The sequence below is a fragment of the Ruegeria sp. genome, assembly GCF_040830605.1.
GTDB lineage: Bacteria > Pseudomonadota > Alphaproteobacteria > Rhodobacterales > Rhodobacteraceae > Ruegeria.
This window is the reverse complement of the sequence record NZ_JBFOMD010000001.1, coordinates 446,282-465,838: the sequence shown is the minus strand read 5'-3', so window position 1 is coordinate 465,838 and position 19,557 is coordinate 446,282. Positions and strand designations below refer to the sequence as shown.

General features: G+C 64.6%; 19 protein-coding genes and 1 tRNA gene. 9 read left to right on the top strand and 11 right to left on the bottom strand.

The window, feature by feature from the left end; all coding sequences use genetic code 11:
- The first annotated feature begins 43 nt into the window (after window positions 1-43).
- Window positions 44-1,033, top strand: a complete 990-nt coding sequence (locus tag AB3N21_RS02165) for a C45 family autoproteolytic acyltransferase/hydolase (protein ID WP_367933670.1) — start codon at window positions 44-46, stop codon at window positions 1,031-1,033.
- 127 nt (window positions 1,034-1,160) lie between these two features.
- Here AB3N21_RS02165 and AB3N21_RS02160 read toward each other — a convergent pair whose 3' ends face one another.
- Genes AB3N21_RS02160 through AB3N21_RS02150 form a run of 3 tightly spaced genes read right to left on the bottom strand, consistent with a single transcriptional unit; the run spans window position 1,161 to window position 2,505 of the window.
- Window positions 1,161-1,745 (bottom strand): HdeD family acid-resistance protein, encoded by a 585-nt coding sequence (locus tag AB3N21_RS02160; protein WP_367933669.1) that lies wholly within the window; start codon window positions 1,743-1,745, stop codon window positions 1,161-1,163.
- A gap of 24 nt (window positions 1,746-1,769) precedes the next feature.
- Window positions 1,770-2,165, bottom strand: coding sequence for a PRC-barrel domain-containing protein (locus tag AB3N21_RS02155; protein WP_367933668.1), 396 nt, complete (start codon window positions 2,163-2,165; stop codon window positions 1,770-1,772).
- A 25-nt stretch (window positions 2,166-2,190) separates the two neighbouring features.
- Window positions 2,191-2,505: a hypothetical protein gene (locus tag AB3N21_RS02150; protein WP_367933667.1), complete on the bottom strand. Its 315-nt coding sequence runs from the start codon at window positions 2,503-2,505 to the stop codon at window positions 2,191-2,193.
- Between the two features lie 141 nt (window positions 2,506-2,646).
- Here AB3N21_RS02150 and AB3N21_RS02145 point away from each other — a divergent pair, with 141 nt between their 5' ends.
- Together AB3N21_RS02145 and AB3N21_RS02140 are read left to right on the top strand one after the other, a co-directional pair.
- A complete protein-coding gene (locus tag AB3N21_RS02145; RefSeq protein WP_367933666.1) occupies window positions 2,647-4,254 on the top strand; it encodes a hypothetical protein in 1,608 nt (535 codons plus the stop codon).
- Window positions 4,255-4,345: 91 nt separating this feature from the next.
- Window positions 4,346-4,576, top strand: coding sequence for a hypothetical protein (locus AB3N21_RS02140; RefSeq protein ID WP_367933665.1), 231 nt, complete (start codon window positions 4,346-4,348; stop codon window positions 4,574-4,576).
- A gap of 165 nt (window positions 4,577-4,741) precedes the next feature.
- Here AB3N21_RS02140 and AB3N21_RS02135 read toward each other — a convergent pair.
- From AB3N21_RS02135 to AB3N21_RS02125, 3 genes are all read right to left on the bottom strand, one after another.
- Window positions 4,742-4,826 (bottom strand) — tRNA-Leu (locus tag AB3N21_RS02135).
- Between the two features lie 105 nt (window positions 4,827-4,931).
- Complete coding sequence (locus AB3N21_RS02130; RefSeq protein ID WP_367933664.1) at window positions 4,932-5,498, bottom strand: hypothetical protein; 567 nt, start codon at window positions 5,496-5,498, stop codon at window positions 4,932-4,934.
- A 30-nt stretch (window positions 5,499-5,528) separates the two neighbouring features.
- On the bottom strand, window positions 5,529-6,017 hold the full coding sequence (locus AB3N21_RS02125; RefSeq protein WP_367933663.1) for an Lrp/AsnC family transcriptional regulator: 489 nt from the start codon (window positions 6,015-6,017) through the stop codon (window positions 5,529-5,531).
- Window positions 6,018-6,120: 103 nt separating this feature from the next.
- Between AB3N21_RS02125 and putA the strand changes: the two genes are divergently transcribed.
- The 3 genes from putA to AB3N21_RS02110 are packed head-to-tail and all read left to right on the top strand — an operon-like array spanning window position 6,121 to window position 10,678.
- On the top strand, window positions 6,121-9,525 hold the full coding sequence (putA, locus tag AB3N21_RS02120) for a bifunctional proline dehydrogenase/L-glutamate gamma-semialdehyde dehydrogenase PutA (protein WP_367933662.1): 3,405 nt from the start codon (window positions 6,121-6,123) through the stop codon (window positions 9,523-9,525).
- A gap of 41 nt (window positions 9,526-9,566) precedes the next feature.
- The gene (locus AB3N21_RS02115; protein ID WP_367933661.1) at window positions 9,567-10,310 is read left to right on the top strand and encodes a rhomboid family intramembrane serine protease; all 744 of its coding nucleotides are present in this window, start codon (window positions 9,567-9,569) and stop codon (window positions 10,308-10,310) included.
- Window positions 10,311-10,315: 5 nt separating this feature from the next.
- Window positions 10,316-10,678: a GFA family protein gene (locus AB3N21_RS02110; protein ID WP_367933922.1), complete on the top strand. Its 363-nt coding sequence runs from the start codon at window positions 10,316-10,318 to the stop codon at window positions 10,676-10,678.
- A 72-nt stretch (window positions 10,679-10,750) separates the two neighbouring features.
- Here the strand turns inward: AB3N21_RS02110 and AB3N21_RS02105 are convergent, their stop codons facing one another.
- Both AB3N21_RS02105 and AB3N21_RS02100 read right to left on the bottom strand, forming a co-directional pair.
- A complete protein-coding gene (locus AB3N21_RS02105) occupies window positions 10,751-11,536 on the bottom strand; it encodes an inositol monophosphatase family protein (RefSeq protein ID WP_367933660.1) in 786 nt (261 codons plus the stop codon).
- A 176-nt stretch (window positions 11,537-11,712) separates the two neighbouring features.
- Window positions 11,713-12,618, bottom strand: coding sequence for a LysR family transcriptional regulator (locus AB3N21_RS02100; protein ID WP_367933659.1), 906 nt, complete (start codon window positions 12,616-12,618; stop codon window positions 11,713-11,715).
- A gap of 94 nt (window positions 12,619-12,712) precedes the next feature.
- On the opposite strand from AB3N21_RS02100, the gene metF reads away from it, so the two are divergent.
- A complete protein-coding gene (metF, locus tag AB3N21_RS02095; protein WP_367933658.1) occupies window positions 12,713-13,579 on the top strand; it encodes a methylenetetrahydrofolate reductase [NAD(P)H] in 867 nt (288 codons plus the stop codon).
- A gap of 58 nt (window positions 13,580-13,637) precedes the next feature.
- On the top strand, window positions 13,638-14,123 hold the full coding sequence (locus AB3N21_RS02090) for a PaaI family thioesterase (protein WP_367933657.1): 486 nt from the start codon (window positions 13,638-13,640) through the stop codon (window positions 14,121-14,123).
- A gap of 85 nt (window positions 14,124-14,208) precedes the next feature.
- On the opposite strand, the gene AB3N21_RS02085 is transcribed toward AB3N21_RS02090, so the two are convergent.
- Genes AB3N21_RS02085 through AB3N21_RS02075 form a run of 3 tightly spaced genes read right to left on the bottom strand, consistent with a single transcriptional unit; the run spans window position 14,209 to window position 18,503 of the window.
- A complete protein-coding gene (locus AB3N21_RS02085) occupies window positions 14,209-15,285 on the bottom strand; it encodes a DUF2235 domain-containing protein (protein ID WP_367933656.1) in 1,077 nt (358 codons plus the stop codon).
- Window positions 15,263-17,554 carry a xanthine dehydrogenase family protein molybdopterin-binding subunit gene (locus tag AB3N21_RS02080; RefSeq protein WP_367933655.1) on the bottom strand — a complete coding sequence of 764 codons (2,292 nt, stop codon included), beginning with the start codon at window positions 17,552-17,554 and terminating at the stop codon, window positions 15,263-15,265. The genes AB3N21_RS02085 and AB3N21_RS02080 overlap by 23 nt, the downstream gene beginning before the upstream one ends.
- Window positions 17,555-17,588: 34 nt before the next feature.
- Window positions 17,589-18,503 carry a LysR family transcriptional regulator gene (locus AB3N21_RS02075; protein ID WP_367933654.1) on the bottom strand — a complete coding sequence of 305 codons (915 nt, stop codon included), beginning with the start codon at window positions 18,501-18,503 and terminating at the stop codon, window positions 17,589-17,591.
- 104 nt (window positions 18,504-18,607) lie between these two features.
- Here AB3N21_RS02075 and AB3N21_RS02070 point away from each other — a divergent pair, with 104 nt between their 5' ends.
- Window positions 18,608-19,504 carry a phytanoyl-CoA dioxygenase family protein gene (locus AB3N21_RS02070; protein WP_367933653.1) on the top strand — a complete coding sequence of 299 codons (897 nt, stop codon included), beginning with the start codon at window positions 18,608-18,610 and terminating at the stop codon, window positions 19,502-19,504.
- Window positions 19,505-19,557 lie beyond the last annotated feature (53 nt).

The window sequence follows — 19,557 nt, the reverse complement described above, 5'->3', positions numbered from 1 at the left end:
CGGCGATCTTTGCACTTTCGGCCAATTCGGCTATCCAGACGCAATGTCCCTGAACTTCAAAGCGATAAGTGAGGATGCGCCGGGGCCCAAGTGGCGCCGGCAGTTCCTGGAATACTGGCCCGCCTACTCGGCCTGGTGGGCCAGAGAGGGCCTGTCGGGCCGTCCCACCTATCACGAATGCCGTCAGGCGCTTTGCACCCATATGCCCGAGATCGTGGATCTTTATGACGAGTTGTGCGCACTTGTGGGCGGCGGCGATGTCGAGGCACGGTTCCTCAGCTTCTATTGCCCGCCGCGATACCTTGCGGGATGCAGCCAGGCGATCTGGCAGGGCGACACACCCCTGCTGGTGCGCAACTACGACTATGACGAAGATGCCTTCGACGCCGTAATCCTGAAAACCCGATGGAATGGCCGCGGTGTGATCGGAACCACGGATGGGCTGTTCGGGTTGGTGGACGGGATAAACGACGCGGGCCTGACGGCCTCGCTGACCTTTGGCGGACGGCAGGAGGTCGGAACCGGTTTCGGTGTACCGCTGATCCTGCGCTACATCCTGCAGACCTGCACGACGACCGAAGAAGCGGGCGAAATCCTGAAACGCGTGCCCTGTCACATGAGCTACAACGTGACGGTTCTGGACTCTGCCCGGCGCTACCTGACCGCATATCTGACACCGGATCGCCCAACCATCCTGACCCGCGCGGCGGTTGCAACCAACCATCAGGAGCGGGTCGAATGGTCAAGCCATGCCAGATTCACGGCGACAGTGGAACGAGAGCGGTTTTTGCTTCAAAGACTAACGCTGCATCCTGAAACGCAAGAGAAATTCGTCGGCGCCTTCCTCAAGCCCCCGCTCTATTCAACCGCCTTTTCTTCCGGTTTCGGAACGCTTTACACCGCCGCCTACCGCCCCAAGGCACGCGCGCTTGAGATTCACTGGCCGGGCCGCACCTGGTCCAAGAGTTTCGACGCCTTCGAAGAAAATCAGGTCCGGGTCACCTTTCCGTCGCCCGCCAGACAGGTCTACTAAAGCATTTCGCAAATCCCGGCGTGCGCATCCCAAAGGGCAAATGCGCGGTGTCGTGTGCCCGCGCAGCCTCATCAACAGCAAAGGGGAGCGAGTCTCGCTCCCCTTTGTGACATGTTTGCCGGATAGCTCAATCTGACCCGGATGTCTTTGCCGCCATCCCGACAGTGATCAGCGCGACCCCTGCGAAGATGAAATTAGCCCCCAGCAACACGCCGATCAGCATGAGCGAGGCGCCGTTGGCCAGCCCGGCGAAGACCATTCCGCCAAGCAGGATGGACAACGCGCCCGATGCGATCAGCAGAAACAGCTTCCGGGACCGTTCCATCCGAAGCGCCATGAAGATCCGCAGCACACCTTCGGCCACGAAGGTCGCGCCCAGCATGACCGTCAGCGCAAGAATGCCGCCCAGCGGATTGGTCAGGAAAATCACACCGGCCGCGATGTGCAACAGGCCGATGAGCAATTCCCACCACATGCCCTCGGACCCGCGGTCGATGATGGCATGCGTGGTCGTGAACACGCCGACCGTCAGGAACAGGCTGCCGACCAGAACCTCGACCGCGAGGGTCGAGGCCAGCGGAAAAGCGATGGCCGCAATGCCGGTCAGTACGGTCAGCGCGCCCAGCACGATGATCCACACCGGCCGCAATTCGGTCGTCGCCGGCAAGGCGGTGGTGGCCTCCTTCGACCCGGTTGGCTCGGAAAGTGTCATGTCGTTATCTCCCTAGTTCTGACGCTATTGCGCGTAGGTGAAGGATGGCATTGCGCCCAGCGCAGCCTCGGTGGCCCCGGCGAGAACGACGGCGTTGTTGCCGTCGGCCTCGAACAGATGCGCCGGAACCGCAACCCATTTGGACCCGAGCCCAAGAAAGCCGCCGACCTCGATGATGGCGAGGCTGACCTCGCCCTCGACACCGACGATCAGATCGTGAACCGATCCGACGGTTTCGGCCCGCTCGTTGCGCACATTCGCACCGATCAGCGCATTTGCGCTGTAGCCCTTGCTGACGATCCGGGTCACGTTGACCTCGACACCCAGCACGGTTTCACCGGCGACAGGCGCAGTGCTTTCGGCAAGCCCCGGCGACGCAACGGCCCCGATGACCCACATAGTTGCCGCTATGCGAAGCATGTTGGCTCTCCCCTTTTTTCGAATGTCAGACATCCGCCGACTTGGTTACGTGATCGCGATACGTGGCCACGGCGGCGTGCAGCGCATCCCAGTGACGTTTTGCCTGGTCATGCGCCTCGGTGACGGCTTCCTCGCCCTCACGGTCGATGCGCTCGGCCAGATCGGTCACCTTCTTCTGGGCCTCGCTCAGATCCGCCTTCAGCTTTGCCGCCTGATCCCGTGTCCAGGTGTCCGCGGCCTCACCGGCGTCCTTGACCTTCTTTTCATAGGATTTCAGCTCGGTCTCGATGCGGGTGTAGTCGTCTTTCGCCTTTTGGATGAAGTCAGAGAAAGATGTCATGTTGCGTTCCTTTGGTTGATGTTGGTTTCGGTTTCGGCCCGTCCAGATGAGCCGCGCCACAAACCTGACAGAGGCGCGCCGCCGGGGTGAGTGAGTCACGGTGACCTTGCGTTACCCAAACACCGGAACGTACAAATGAGGGTGGAGGACAGCCTTGTGCCCACTGCTCTGACATCGAAGATCGACCCGAGCGTCATCGCCGAGCAGCTCAAGCGCGTCCTAGCCAGCCCGCAGTTTTCCGAAACCACACGCATGAAACGGTTTCTGTCGCACCTGGTCACCGAAACGCTGGCCGGGCGCGGGGACGAGCTCAAGGGCTATGCCCTCGGGTTGGACGTCTTCGACAAACCCGAAGATTTCGACCCCGGCATCGACACGATCGTGCGGGTTCAGGCCAACAAGCTGCGCTCGCGGCTGGATCTCTATTACGGCAAGGAGGGGCGTGGCGATCCGGTCCGCATCCACGTGCCAAAGGGATCCTATGCGCCGGTCTTTGAAATCGCCTTCGATCCGGAGCTGAGCAGCGAACCGGTGTCATCCGAGCCCGAGCCGGGCGGGCGCAAATCGCTGGCCGTGATGCCGTTCGACAATCTCAGCGGTGATCCGGATCAGGAATACCTGGCCGACGGATTCACCGAAGAGGTCATCGCCGCCCTCGCGCGGTTCCGCGAGGTCAGCGTCCTGTCGCGCCATGTGACCTTCCGGTTCCGCGACAGGTCGCGCGACCCCCGTGAAATCGGCGAAGAACTGGGCGTGCATTACCTTGTCGAGGGCAGCGTGCGTCACTGGGCCGGAAACCTGCGCGTCACCGCGCAGCTGGTGGATGCGCTTTCAGGCGAACAGATAGTGTCCGACGCCTATGACCGGGACCTCAATGTCGACAGCCTGTTCGACGTTCAAGAGGATATCGCGGCCCGCATCGCCACCGAGATCGCGGAACCCCATGGCATCATCCACCGGACCGGGGCGCTGCACCGCAGGGCCGGAACGCAGACATTCGACGCTTACCAATGCCGCCTTCTGGCCACCGAATACTGGCGCCAGCCCACGGTCGAACAGCACGCCCGGGTCCGCGACCTGCTGGAACGGGCCGTCCAACTCGATCCGGATTACGCCGGCGCCTGGGGAATGCTGGCCATCGTCTATGGCGACGAGGTGCGCGGCGGGTACAACTTCCAAAAGGAACCGCCCCCGCTCGACCGCGCGCTCAAGGCCGCCGAACGCTCCGTCAGCCTCGATCCGATGAACGCGACCGGCCAGCACGCGTTGTTTCTGACCCATTACCACCGGGGGTCTTTCGACACCTATCGTATTGCTGCCCAAAAGGCGCTCAGGGCCAATCCGAACTATCCCGACATGCTGGCCGATATGGCGATTTGCGAGGCGCTGCTGGGCGATCGGGACAAGGGGTTCCAGCTTATCGGGCGCGCAACCGAACTCAGCCCCCACCCTCCGGGATGGTATCACGCCGTCACGTGTATCCTGCACTTTCAGGCCGGCGCCTACGAAGCCGCGCTTGCGTCCGCCCGCCAGATCGGGGACGCCATGTGGAACGGGCCCGAGCTCCTGGTCCTGATGTGCCTGGGACAGCTCGACCGCGAAGAGGACGCCACCGAGCTGATCCAGCGCCTGCATGCAAACGTGCCCGATCCGTCCCGATTGCTCGAAACGCTCCTTGCAATCTGGCACGCCCCCGACGAGCTGTCCGAACGCATCCGAAACGGGTTGAACAAGGTCGGCGCCTTCTAGAACACAACGGCCTTCACCGTGACTCACTCTCCCCACCCCACGGCCCGGCATATCTCTGTAACAACCGAGATATCAACTGACGAGGGCCCGGATGCTGAACGTCGCACAACGCATTGACCTGATGAAACTCGCCATAGACGTGGCAAAATCCGAGGCCTCGGGCGCCGACCAGCCCGCGCCCCGGCTTCTGGATCGCACCCTTCAAGCCTTCACAGCAATCAAGGCGGCCGTCGAATCCGGAGACCCGCTGGACGACACCAAAATCACGGATGTGAAAGCGGCCTTCGACATGGCATCCGAGATCGAAGAACTCATCGACTAGCCGGTCCCCAGCCCGTGCCCCCGTACCGATGACAAGTCGAAACCCGGCTGAAACAGCATCCACCCCGGCCCCGCAGAAAAAGGCGCTCGGTCAACCGCGCATCTATCTCGTGAGATACCACCTTCCGTTTGGCCCAACGGAGGAGCTTGTTAGTTTTCAAGGATTTGGTGCGGGCGGTGGGACTCGAACCCACACGGCCTAGGGCCTTCGGATTTTAAGTCCGATATGTCTACCATTCCATCACGCCCGCAGATCATCCCGGAAAGGATGCCTTAGCTCTAACCAGTGATGAGGTGAAGCTCAACTTGATATGTCGTGATACCATTAAAAATTTTTCCAGACGGTCAAAGGACTATCAGAGGTCCTGCCCCGGTGGCGCTAATGGACCGCCGGGGGCCGCCAGTCCGCGTTCCGGCAGCCAGGGGTTCAGCGCCAGCGCCTCGGCCATCGCGTCGCGCGCCTCATCCAACCTCCGCAGACCCATCAGTGTCAGGGCCCGCCCGCTGATCGCCGCGATATGGCGCGGCGAAAGCGCGATGGCGCGGTCCAGATCGACAAGTGCGGCCGGGAAATCCTGGCGCAGGAAATTGACGAACGCGCGCTGGTTATAGCCCTCGGCATAGTTGGGGCAGTATTCGACCAGCCTGTCGAAATCCTGCAGCGCGCCCAGCAGATCCCAGGCCTCGCGCCGCGACATGCCCCGGTCCAGAATCGCCTGCGACTGCTCATCCGGCGCGTCTGCCCAGAACGCCCACATCTGGTTCGAGATGACGCGCGCCTCCTGCTCGCTCTCCGCCTGCTGGATTTGCGCAATCAGATCGTCCAGCCCCGCACTGTGATCCGGCGCGTCCGGACAGGTATCGGCAAACACGGCGCCGGCAAGGCATATCGGCAGACACAAAAGCAAAGGCCACAATCTCATGCCCCGATGCTGACGTAAAATGACCCCCGGTCAACTCACGTTTTCGAGCGGCCCCATGAGCCCGGTTTCCTTCACCGCCTCCATCGCTACAAAGGTCGAGGTGTTGGCCACATGCGGCAGGGACGAGATTTTCTCTGCCAGAACAGCGCGGTATTCCGACATCGACCGGGTGCGCACCTTGAGCAGATAGTCGAAATTGCTGGCAATCATATGCGCCTGCTCGATCTCGCCGACCCGGCGCACCGCCGCATTGAACTCGGCCAGCGCCTTTTCCCGCGTGTCGGTCAGGCGCACCTCGACAAAGGCCACATGGTCCAGCCCCAGCCGGATCGGGTCGATCAGCGCGCGGTAGCCGGTCACGATCCCCTCGGCCTCCAACCGCCGCAGCCGCGCCTGCGTGGGGGATTTCGACAGACCGATCCGGCGCGCCAGATCGGCGATCGACATCCGGCCATCCCCGGCCAGCGCCGTCAGAATCGCCTGATCAAAGCGATCCAGCCCTGGAAAGTCCATTTGCATCGTTTTAGCCCCTCATTTCAGGCATCACGCTCGCAGATACACAAATTTCAGGCGATTGTCCCGCAAATTTCGCAGTATCCTACGCAAAACGACCGGAGGCCACATGACCCACGCCCTGCGCACCAAGATCGACAGCCAGACCTATGCCGATCAGTCGGCCACCCTGACCGCGCTGACCGAGCAGGCCGCCCTGTCCCCGCAGGACCGCACCGCCATCTGCGCCTCTGCCGCCCAGCTTGTCCGCGACATCCGCTCCAGCACAGCGCCGGGGCTGATGGAGGTCTTCCTTGCCGAATACGGCCTTTCCACCGATGAAGGCGTGGCGCTGATGTGCCTGGCCGAGGCGCTCTTGCGGGTGCCCGACGCCGACACCATTGACGCGCTGATCGAGGACAAGATCGCGCCCTCGGACTGGGGCAAGCATCTGGGCCGCTCCTCCTCGTCACTGGTCAACGCCTCGACCTGGGCGCTGATGCTGACCGGCAAGGTACTGGACGACGACCAATCCTCGCCCGTCGGCGCCCTGCGCAGCGCCATCAAGCGGCTGGGTGAGCCGGTGATCCGCACCGCCGTCGGCCACGCAATGAAAGAGATGGGGCGCCAGTTCGTGCTGGGCGAAACCATCCGCTCGGCCATGGATCGCGCCAAGGGCATGGAGGACAAGGGCTATACCTATTCCTACGACATGCTGGGCGAGGCCGCCCGGACCGAGGCTGATGCCGCCCGCTATCACCTGGCCTATTCCCGCGCCATCGCCGCGATTGCCGAGGCCTGCACCCATGACGACATCCGCGCCAATCCGGGCATCTCGGTCAAGCTCTCGGCCCTGCACCCCCGCTACGAGGTGGCGCAGGAGGCGCGCGTGATGGAGGAGCTGATGCCCCGCCTGCGTGCGCTGGCGCTGCTGGCCAAGGCCGCCGGCATGGGCTTGAACGTGGACGCCGAAGAGGCCGACCGCCTGTCGCTGTCGCTGCAGGTGATCGAGGCGGTGATGGCCGAACCTGCGCTTGCGGGCTGGGACGGGTTCGGCATCGTTGTGCAGGCCTACGGCCCGCGCGCAGGTCTGGTGCTCGATACACTCTACGAGATGGCCGAGCGCCACGACCGCAGGTTGATGGTGCGGCTGGTCAAGGGTGCCTATTGGGATACCGAGATCAAGCGCGCGCAGGTCGCGGGCGTCGATGGCTTCCCGGTCTTCACGCAAAAGGCGGCCACCGACATCTCCTACATCGCCAACGCCCGCAAGCTCTTGGGTTTGACCGACCGCATCTACCCGCAATTCGCCACCCACAACGCCCACACGGTCAGCGCCATCCTGCATATGGCGCAGGACGGGCAGCCTTACGAATTCCAACGCCTGCACGGCATGGGCGAAACGCTGCACGGGCTGGTCAAGGACCAGCAGAACACCCGCTGCCGCATCTATGCCCCGGTCGGCGCCCATCGCGACCTGCTGGCCTATCTGGTGCGCCGCCTGCTGGAAAACGGCGCCAACAGCTCGTTCGTCAACCAGATCGTGGATGAGAATGTACCGCCCGAAGAGGTCGCCGCCGATCCGTTCGAAACCGTGCTGCACCCGGCCAATCCGCTGCCGAAAGGGCCTGAGCTTTTCGCCCCCGAACGCCCCAACTCGCGCGGCTTCGACCTGACCCATGCCCCGACGCTGGCGGAAATCGACACCGCCCGCGACGCCTTCCGCGCGCATCACTGGTACGCCCGTCCGCTGTTGGCCGCCCCCGAGGCCCCGGACAGCGACGAGCCCGTCATCAACCCAGCCAACCCGCAGGACACTCCCGGCGCCGTCGCCCCGGCCAGCGCCGCGGATGTCGAAACCGCGCTGTCATCGGCTGCCCCGTGGGCCGCACCGGCCGCAGACCGCGCCGCCGCCCTCAACAAGGCCGCCGACCTCTACGAGACGCATTTCGGCGAGCTTTTCGCCCTGCTGGCCCGCGAGGCCGGAAAATCCCTGCTCGATGCCGTGGCCGAACTGCGCGAGGCAGTGGATTTCCTGCGCTACTACGCCGCCAACATCCCCGAAGCCGCGCCCGCAGGTATCTTCACCTGCATCTCGCCCTGGAACTTCCCGCTCGCCATCTTCACCGGCCAGATCTCGGCGGCCCTGGCCACCGGCAACGCGGTATTGGCGAAACCGGCGCCGCAAACGCCACTGATCGCGCACCGCGCCGTGCAGTTGCTGCACGAGGCCGGTGTGCCTCGCACCGCCCTGCAACTGTTGCCCGGCGGCCCGATGGTCGGCGCCGCGATGACCTCAGACGCGCGCGTCTCGGGCGTGGCCTTCACCGGCTCCACCGCCACCGCGCAGAAAATCCGCGCCGCCATGGCCGAAAACCTGGCCCCCGGCACCCCGCTGATCGCCGAAACCGGCGGCCTGAACGCGATGATCGTCGATTCCACCGCCCTGCCCGAACAGGCCGTGCAGTCGATCATCGAAAGCGCCTTCCAGTCGGCGGGACAACGCTGCTCGGCCCTGCGTTGCCTTTACCTGCAAGAGGATATCGCCGAGGACGTGCTGACCATGCTGCAAGGCGCGATGGACGCGCTGCGCGTGGGCGACCCATGGCCGATCTCGACCGATTGCGGCCCGGTCATCGACGCACCAGCCCATCAGGGCATCGCCGAGCATGTCTCCAAAGCCCGCGCCGAGGGTCGCGTTCTCAAGGAGATGCCCACCCCGCCCGATGGCACCTTCATCGCCCCCACCCTGATCGAAATCCCCGGCATCGCGGCGATGAAACGCGAAATCTTCGGCCCCGTCCTGCATGTCGCCCGCTTCAAGGCGCAGGAGATCGACAAGGTGATCGCCGATATCAACGCCACCGGCTACGGCCTGACCTTCGGCCTGCACACGCGGATCGACGACCGGGTGCAGCACATCACCGAGGCGGTGCATGCGGGCAATATCTACGTCAACCGCAACCAGATCGGCGCCATCGTCGGCAGCCAGCCGTTCGGGGGCGAGGGTCTCTCGGGCACCGGCCCCAAGGCGGGCGGCCCGAACTACATGGCCCGCTTCTGCGCCCCCGACCGGCAGTCCGCCTCTGACACGTGGACCGGCACCATGGCCGACCTGCCCGCCCCCACCGGCACCCCGGCCGCAACCCGCACCGAAACCCTGCCCGGCCCCACCGGCGAGTCGAACCGGCTGAGCGAAACGCCCCGCCCGCCGCTGCTCTGCCTCGGCCCGGGTGCCGGGACCGTGCGGGAACAGGCGGAGGTCATCCAAACCATGGGCGGCACCACGATCTGCGCCACCGGCCAGCTTGACCTGCACCGGCTCGAAAACATCGGCGGCATCTCGGGCGTCCTGTGGTGGGGCGACGAGGACACCGCGCGCGAGATCGAGCGGCACCTGTCCCGCCGCACCGGCCCGATCCTGCCCCTGATCCCCGGCCACCCCGACCGCGCCCGGGTGATGGGCGAACGGCATGTCTGCGTCGACACCACCGCAGCGGGCGGCAACGCGGCCCTGCTGGGCGGGGCCGCATAACCCACCTTGACGCTGGGCCGTGAAAAGCCCAGCGTCGCCCCATGCTACCGATCCGCGATCACAACCCTTCGGGGCGAACCCCTTACGTCATCTACCTGCTGATGGCGGCCAACATCCTGATCTTCCTCAGCTATGTGGGGATGATGGACAATGCCCGCCTGATCAACCGCTTCTTCTTCGACTACGCGATCATCCCGGCCCGTATCGCCGACGGCTTCAGTTTCGAGACCCTCGTCACGTCGATGTTCCTACACGGCGGCTGGATGCATCTGGCGGGCAACATGCTGTTTCTGTGGATCTTCGGCGACAATCTCGAAGACGAGATGGGGCATATCCCCTTCCTGCTCTTCTACTTCGCCAGCGGCATCGGCGCCGGGCTGATCCACGTCCTGGCCTCCCCCGCATCGGTCATCCCGACGGTCGGAGCCTCCGGCGCCATCGCCGGGGTCATGGGCGGCTACCTGCTGCTCTTCCCCAGGGCGCGCGTCGATATCCTGCTGATTCTCCTCATCTATTTCCGCATATTCTCGATCCCCGCCTTCGTCATGCTGGGGGTCTGGCTCGGCATGCAATTCCTCGGCGGCGTCAGTTCCGACCCCGATCAGGGCGGCGTCGCCTACTGGGCGCATGCGGGTGGCTTCTTCGTGGGCCTCGGCCTCTGCATCCCGCTCTGGCTGAAACGCGGCGGCCCGACCTACTGGAATCGCACCCACGGCCACCCACCACACCCCGAGCACAAATACAAACTCTCCCCTTCGCGCATCCCAAGGATCCCCCGCAAATGAACCGGATGAAAGCCAACTGCCACTGCGGCGCGGTCGAGATCGAGGCCGAGTTCCCGCAAGGCCTCGCCTCAGCCGCCCGCTGCGACTGTTCCTTCTGCATCCGACGGGGCGTGGCCGCCGTCACCGCCATCGCCGCCTCGCTCAAGGTGCTGAAAGGTAAGGGCAACCTCAGCCTCTACAGCTGGGGCACCCACACGGCGAAACACTATTTCTGCAAGACCTGCGGCATCTACACCCACCACCAGCGCCGCGCCAACCCGCTGGAATGCGGCGTCAATCTGGGCTGTATCGCAGGCGCCAACCCGCGCACCCACGGAGACATCCCCTGGACCGACGGCGTCGACCACCCCTCGGACCGCCAGGCATAGACGCACCGCGCCCTTCATCTTTTCCCAAATACTCCCGCCGGAGGCTCCGCCGCCACGCGGCGGAAAGGGGCCTCAGCCCCGGATCACCTTGGCAAAATTGTCGAAGATCGGCTCGTTGGCACAAATCACCTCGCCGCTCGACAGAATATCGCTCTCCGGATCGAGCGGCTGCACCAGCCCGCCCGCCTCTTTCACGATGATGATCCCCGCAGCCAGATCCCAGGCGTTCAGATGACGCTCCCAGAACCCCTCGTAACGGCCAGCGGCCACATAAGCCATGTCCAGCGCCGCCGCGCCCCAGCGCCGCACCCCGGCACAGACCGGCATCAGCCGCGCCAGATCCTGCAGCGTCGCGGGAAGGTCCGAACGACCGCCAAAGGGCAAACCGGTCGAAAACACCGACTCGATCATTCGATGACGCCCCGACACCCGAATGCGGGTCTCGTTCATCCAGGCGCCCTCGCCCTTCTCGGCAAAATACATCTCGTCCTTGGCCGCGTCATAGATCACGCCAGCCACGATCTTGCCCTTGTGCTCCAGTGCAATCGAGATCGCCCAATGCGGCAGCCCGTGCAGAAAGTTGGTGGTCCCGTCCAGCGGATCGACGATCCAGCGCCGCGTCGGGTCCTCACCCGCGGCCTCGCCACCCTCCTCGGCCAGCCAGCCATAGGTCGGACGCGCGCCCAACAGCTCTTCCTTCAGGATCTTCTCGGCGGCGATATCGGCCCTGGACACGAAATCGCCCGCCCCCTTCATCGACACCTGCAGGTTCTCGACCTCGCGAAAGTCCTTCACCAAAGACCGGCCCGCCTTGCGCGCGGCCTTTATCATGATGTTGAGATTTGCACTGCCAATCATCGGGGAGCTCCTGTCCGGTCAAGCCGCGCGTATACTGCCGCGCGCACCGCTTGCCAAGAGGCAGCTTTCACCACCTCCGCCGCTTTGCGACCGCAAGAAGAACAAAGAGCCCCGAACCCTTCTTCTGTTTGAAAATATCCCGGGGGGGTCGCCAAAGGCGACGGGGGCAGCGCCCCCTATTGCGCCTGCAGCCTGGTGGCCTCGACCCGGGCCAGTTTCACCAGCTCCTGCACGAACGGCTTTTCCAGATCCTCACTGCGCACCGCCGCATAAAGCCGCCGGGTGATCCCATCCTGCGTCAGCGGCCGGGTCACGTAATCCGAGTTATACTTCACCTCACGCACCACCCAGTCCGGCAGCACCGAAATCCCCCGGTTCGAGGCGACCAGCAGCAGGATCACCGCCGTCAGCTCCACCTGCCGGATCGAGGCCGGTTCCACCCGCGCGGGGATCAGCAACTGGCTGAACACGTCCAGCCGGGTGCGTTCGACCGGATAGGTTATCAGGGTCTGGCCGCGAAAATCCTCGGCTTCGATATACGGCTTTTCGGCCAAGGGATGCGACGAGGCGGCGACGAAAACGGCATTATAGTCAAACAGTTCCACGAACTCGACACCCGGCAGATCCTCGGGGTCCGAGGACACGACCAGATCCACCTCTTCCTTCTGCAACGCGGGCAGCGCGTCAAAGGCCAGACCCGGACGGATGTCCACATCCACGTCCGGCCAGGACTTGCGAAACGCCTCCAGCACCGGGAACAGCCACTCGAAACAGGCATGGCACTCGATGGCGATATGCATCCGCCCGGTGCGCCCGTCGCGCAGCGAGGAAAACTCGGCCTGCATCGCCTCGACCTGAGGCAGGATCTGCTCGGCCAGCCGCAGCAGGCGCAACCCCGCCGCCGACAGCTTCATCGGCTTGGACCGGCGCAGGAACAGCTCGACCCCGGCCTGATCCTCCAACCCCTTGATCTGATGGCTCAAAGCCGACTGGGTGATGTTCAGCTGATCAGCCGCGCGGGCCAGCCCGCCGCATTCATGGATCGCCTTGATCGTGCGCAGGTGGCGGAACTCGATATGCATCTATCGCGAGACTCATGTTGTTCTTGAGGAATATGAGTTTGTCTCACAATGCCGCACATGCGACAAGGGTGGAAATGTGAGAGTGAGAGAAACCATGACTGCGCCCGAAATTTCCTTCGAATTCTTCCCGCCCCAGTCACTCGAGGCCTCGTTCCGCCTGTGGGACACGGTGCAGACGCTGGCACCTCTCGGGCCGCGTTTCGTCTCGGTCACCTATGGCGCGGGCGGCACCACCCGCGAACTGACGCGCGAGGCGGTGGCGACGCTGCACAAATCCTCGGGGCTGAACGTGGCCGCGCATCTGACCTGTGTCCGCGCCTCCAAGGACGAGACACTGGCCATCGCCGACAGTTTCGCCGAGGCGGGGGTCACCGACATCGTGGCCCTGCGCGGCGACCCGCCCAAGGGCGAAGGCCGGTTCCAGCCACATCCCGGCGGCTTTGCCAATTCGGTGGAACTGATCGAGGCCCTGTCCGAGACCGGCAAGTTCACCATCCGCGTCGGCGCCTATCCCGACATCCACCCCGAGGCCCCCTGCGCGGCGGCCGATGTGAACTGGCTCAAGGCCAAGCTGGACGCGGGCGCGGATGAGGCGCTGACCCAGTTCTTTTTCGACGCCGAGACCTTCTTCCGCTTCCGCGATGCCTGTGAAAAGGCCGGGATCGACAAGCCGATCACCCCGGGCATCCTGCCGATCGAGAACTGGAACGGCGCCCGTAACTTCGCCCGCCGCTGCGGTGCGCATATCCCCGACTGGGTCGAGCGTGCCTTCGAGAAAGCCGTGCGCGACGACCGCGAGGATCTGCTGGCCACCGCGATCTGCACCGAGCTGTGCTCGGACCTGATCGAGGGCGGCGTGGACAAGCTGCATTTCTACACCCTGAACCGCCCGGAACTGACCCGCGATGTCTGCCATGCCCTGGGCGTCGTGCCGAAGGTCGAACTGCAGAACGTCGCGTAAGACTTGCCCGCACGTCCCCCGCTGCTAGCGTTCCCCAGAACCAAGGGGAGCGCGCCAGATGCATTACGCCAAAGGGGTCGAGGAGTTGCTGGGGCCTGCGGATATGGGCACCATGTCCGGACTGGAATTCATGCAGGGCATCCTCGAAGGCCGCCTGCCCGCCCCGCCCATCGGCAAGACCCTGGGCTATCAGCTACACGCGGTCGAAGAGGGCCGCGTGGCCTTTCGCGGCACCCCCACATTCGACGTGTGCAACCCGCTGGGCTCGGTGCATGGCGGCTGGTACGGCACGCTGCTGGACAGCGCCATGGCCTGCGCCGTCCAGACCCGCGTGCCGCGCGGCGCGGCCTACACGACACTGGAATACAAGATCAACATCATCCGCGGCATTCCGCTGGATCACGAGGTGGAATGCGTGGGCGAGGCCGATCATGTGGGCCGCTCGACCGGCATCGCCCATGGCGAGATTCGCGGCGTCGAGGATGGCCGCCTCTATGCCACCGGATCGACCACCTGCATCGTTCTGAACCTGCCGCGCGGGTGATCAGGTAGTTCGATCCTCTCCGGCGCCAGCGCGGGCGGACAGGTCGGATTTGCGTATTTTCAGCAAGAAGAAGCAGGCAGGGGCGCTACTGGGCCCGTGAGCTGCGCATGAATTCCTCGGCCAGCGGGGCGGGCATGGTTTCGGGCCGCACGCTTTCATGCAGCCGTTCCGAGCGGTCGCGCCCGAATGTACGGCGGCGGCGCAGCAAAAAGATCTTGCCCCAGCCGCGCCAGGTGCCGACCGAGGGCGCCTCGGTATCGGTTGGAAAGCTCTCGCGCCAGTCCTCGGGCAGCGGCATGCCATGCGCCTCGGCCTTTTCCAGCATCCAGACCAGCGACAGGTTGGAGAGCGGCCGCGCGTCCTCGTGCCCGGCCAGTTGCCCGCCGACATCGCCATGGGTGCCCCGGAACCAGACCTGTTCCACATGGCCGTTGAACCCCGGCGAGCATTGCCACAGGACCGGCTGAAACACCTCGCGCGTCTCATCCAGCGCCAGCGCGTGATAGCCATGCTGGATGCTGGGGCCGAGTTGGTGGTTGTGGAAGGCATGCCGCGCCTCGGCAAAGCGCCACAGGATCGGCAGGCGCATGCCCAGCGCCTTGACCGTATCCCAGACCCCGATCATCTCGATCTGCAGGTCCTCATGGCAGAACCTGCGCGAGAACTCGGCGGCATGGGCACTGCGCGGATTGCATTCGTAATGGCGATAGGCCTGCCGGATGTTGCGCTCGGTGGCATGCTCGGCCTTGAGCAGGCCCACCATGTCGATCACCCCGGCCAAGCTGCGCACGCCATAGGCGCCCCGGGAATAGCCCATGAAAAAGATCTTGTCGCCCGGCTTGTAGCGCGAAGCGAGATAACCGTAGGCGCGCCGGATCTGACGGTTGATACCCTTGCCCATGACCACGTCGGTTGTGGTGCGCCAGCTCTGCCATTGCACCCCGGCCTCGTAGAAGATCGACGCCCGCGGCCCCATCGCGCAGAGCAGACGGTAAAGTTTCCCGGCATGGGTCTCATACCCCGGCTCAAGCGTGGACATGGTGCCGTCCAGGATGATCACGTGAACCAGCGGTTCGCGATGCTGCGTCTCGGCGGAATGCTCGGACCGCAAGGGCCGTCCGAGCCACCCGAGAATACGTCTACTCAGCCGCGACAGGTTCATCCTTCAACAGTTCCCATACCTTGAGGGGTGTGAACGGCATATCCGCCTGCCGCACCCCACGTTCCCAGAGCGCATCCTGAACCGCATTTGCCACGGCGGCCAGCGCGCCCACCGTTCCGGCCTCGCCACAGCCCTTCATTCCCATCGGGTTGGCCGTGGATGGAACCGGCACCGAGGTAAATCCAATCATGGGCACGTCGCCCGCGCGCGGCAAGGCGTAGTCCATCAACGTTGCCGTGAGCAGTTGTCCATCCGCATCATGCACCACATGCTCGCACAGCGCCTGACCGATGCCCTGCGCCACCCCGCCATGCACCTGCCCCTCGGCCAGCATCGGGTTGATCAGATTACCAAAATCATCGACGACTGTATAGCGGTCGACACTGACCTGACCGGTGTAAGAATCGATCACGACCTCGGCAACATGGGCGCCGTTGGGATAGCTGCGCCCGGGCAGCCTGGCCCGCGCCTCATGCCGCAAAAGCTCCGACCGCCCGTCCGCCCGCGCCATCTCGGCCGCCTCAAGCAGCGTAGGCGTCAGGTTCGACCCCGGCGCGCGGAAGGTTTCGTGATCAAAGCGCACATCGCTCTCCTCGACCCCCATCTTATCGGCAAGATAGGGCGTGAATGCGGCAACAATGGTGTCCACCGTGGCCAGCGTCGCGTGGTTCTGCGTCGTGACCGAGCGCGACCCGCCGGTGCCGCCACCCTGTGCCATCCGGTCGCTGTCGCCCTGCACCACAGTGATCCGCTCCGCCGGAATACCGGTCTGGTCGGCCAGAAACTGGGCATAGACCGTCTCATGGCCCTGCCCGTTCGATTGGGTGCCCACATAAAGGCTCACACTGCCCTCCTCATGGAACTCCACCTTCGCGCCTTCCGAAGGATCGCCCAGAATGCTTTCGATATAGTAACAAATCCCCTGCCCCCGCAGCAGGCCTCGCGCGGCATCCGCCGCCTTGCGGGATGCAAAGCCTGCGGTCTGCTCCTGTGCCCGGCTCAGCAGCTTGTCGAAATCGCCGACATCATAGGTCTCGCCAGTGGCGGTCTTGTAAGGAAAGGCCTCGGGCCGAACGAAGTTCCTGTGCCGCAGCTCCCATGGATCGACCCCCAACTCGCGCGCGGCGCGGTCCATGATCCGCTCCAGCACATAGATCGCCTCTGGCCGCCCGGCGCCGCGATAGGCGTCGACCTGCGTGGTGTTGGTATAGATCCCCTCGACCTGCAGCCAGGTGGCCTGCACGTCATAGACCCCCATCAGCACGCGGCTGAACAGCTGCGTCTGGATCGCCTGCGCGAAATGGCTGTTATAGGCACCCATGTTGCACAGCGTCTTGACCCGATAGGCGGTGATCCGGTGATCGGTGTCAAAGGCCAGTTCGGCGACCGAGGTCAGGTCGCGGCCATGATTGTCGGTCAGCATCGCCTCGGTGCGTTCGGACATCCAGTGCACCGGGCGGTCCAGCACCCGTGCCGCATGAGCCACCGGGAAATACTCAGGATACGGCATCGCCTTCATGCCGAACCCGCCACCCACATCCGGCGTAACCACGCGCAGATCATCGGCGTTCAGCTTCAGCTTCTCGACCAGCTGTGCCTTCATCCCCCAGACGCCCTGCCCGCCGTAATGGAAATGCAGCCGCCCGTCGCGCCATTCGGCATGGCAGCCGCGCGGCTCGATCGAGTTCACGATGACCCGGTTGTCATGAATGCTCAGCGACACACTATGCGCCGCCGCCTGAAACGCTGCATCGGTCGCCGCCTCATCGCCCATGCCCCAGTCAAAGGCGCGATTGTCCGGCGCTTCCGGGTGGATCACCTCCCCGCCCGGCGCCAGGTCCATCTTGGCAGGCAGATCGTCGGTCTCCATCCAGATCAGCTCGATGGCGTCGCGCGCCTGTTCGATGGTTTCGGCCACGACCATGGCCACCGGCTCACCCACGAACCGCACCCGGCCCCGGGCCAGCATGTAGCGCGCGGGCGCAGCCCCTTTCGAGCCGTCGCGGTTGGGCACCACGGTCGCGCTCATCACCGTGTCGATGCCCGCCGCCGCCAGATCATCGACCGTCATTACCAGATGCACGCCCTCGGCCTCACGCGCGGCGTCGAGATCCAGCGCGGTAATTTGCCCATGCGCCACCGGGCTGCGAAAGAACATCGCATAGAGCGCGCCCTCGGGCATGGTGTCGTCCAGATACCGCCCGTGGCCGGTCAGAAAACGCACATCCTCGACCCGTTTGACCGGCTGGCTTTTCCCGAATTTCTCCATCCCGCGCCCCTTTTGACTGGTTCAGAGCGCGAGACTAGCCTGCCGCAACCCGATGTCCAGAGGGCGCGCCGGATCGGGGCAGATAATCCAGCAACCAGTCCCGGAACATGCGCGCGGGCGGGCGCAGCAGGTCGCGGTCGTCATAGACCAGATGGTAGGATTCGCGCCCCGGCACGGCGATGTCGGGCAGGCACGGCACCAGACCAAAGCGCGCCATTAGACTGTCGCTGGCAGGCGCCCGGGCCAGCGCCACGCCCTGCTCCTCGGCGGCCAGCGACGCGGCCATGATGGTATTGTCCGAGACCATGAACCGGGCGCCACCGGGCGACAGACGCAGCACCTCGAACATGTGCGGCCATCCGGCGCGATGCGCCGCCACGTCGATCAGGGCAAACCGCAGCAGATCCTCGGGCCGGTGGATCTGATCCGCCAGTTCGGGCAGGGCCACGGGATAGATCACCTCGGACAAGAGCAGATCGCTCTCGACACCAAACTGCGCCGGATTGCCAAAGACGATCTGCAGGTCCGCAAACCGGTTGGCGAAATCCACCGCGTCGCTGCCGGTGCTCAGCACCAGATTGACATCCGGATGGTCGCGCCGAAACCCGCCCAGCCCTGGCGCCAGCACGCCCTGGGCAAAGAGCAGGATGGACTGGACATAAAGCCTCTGCTCGCGGCTTTCGCCAAACAGGCCCGAGGTGGCGGTTTCCAGCATCAGCAGCGATTGCTGGACGCTCGGCAGATAGGCCCGCCCTGCCTCGGTCAGCGTGACCGAATGGGCGTGACGATGGAACAAGGGCGTGCCCAGCCGCGTCTCCAGCGCCTTGACCTGCTGGCTGACCGCCGCCGCCGACATGTTGAGCTGCGCCGCCGCCCGGGCAAAGCTCTCGGTACGCGCCGCCGCTTCGAACACGCGCAGCCAGTTCAGGGAGGGAACGCGGGATGCCATGGGTTCGAGGCTAAGCAAAACTTACCCTGACCGGCAAGACAAACCGTTCTGAGCCCGTGCAAACCCCGCCTAAACTGTCCCCAACGCCCGAAACGGAGCCTCCCATGCCCACGCCCTTGCCCCTCGAAAACGGCCACCTCTCCGACGCCCAGATCGCGCAATACTGGGAAGACGGGTTTCTCTACCCGTTCCAGATCCTGCCCCCGTCCGAGGCCGCGGACCTGCGCGCCGAACTCGAACGGATCGAGGCCAATTGGCGCGAGGCCGACCTGCCCCTGCCGCTCAGCATGTACAAACGCCTCAACAGCCACGTGGTCATGCCGATGGTGGCCCGGGTGGCGCGCGATCCCCGCATCCTCGACGTGGTTCAGGGCATCCTCGGCCCCGACCTGCTGATCTGGTCGGCGGAGTTCTTCATCAAGGAGCCCCACACCACCCAGATCGTCAGCATGCATCAGGACTTGACCTATTGGGGCATGGGCGAAACCTCGGATCAGGTGACGGCCTGGCTGGCGCTGTCCCCGGCCACAACCGCCAGCGGCTGCATGGATCTGGTGGCGGGCAGCCACAAAAACCCGATCCTGCCGCACAACGACACGTTCTCGGACACCAACCTGCTCTCGCGCGGGCAGGAGATCGCGGTCGAGGTCGCCGACAAGGACAAGACCCGGATCGAACTGCAGCCGGGGCAGATGTCACTGCACCACGGCCTGACCATCCACGGCTCTGGCCCCAATGTGTCGGACGACCGGCGCATCGGAATGGCGATCCGCTATCTCAATCCCAACGCGCGCCAGCAGGTCGCCGATCGCGACTACGCGATGCTGGCGCGCGGCGTGGATCACAGCAGCAATTTCATCCATATCGACCCGCCCGAGACCCTGTTCGACCCCAAGGCGCTGGAGCTGCATCAGAAGATCCGCACGGATCAGGCCAAAGCCCTGACCGAGGGCACCAACAAAACGGTGTCAATGTATCAGGCCATGCCACCCTCCTCCTGAAAAAGAGCGCGGCGGAAAGACCCGCGCCGCATAGATTTGCCCGGCCAATTCCC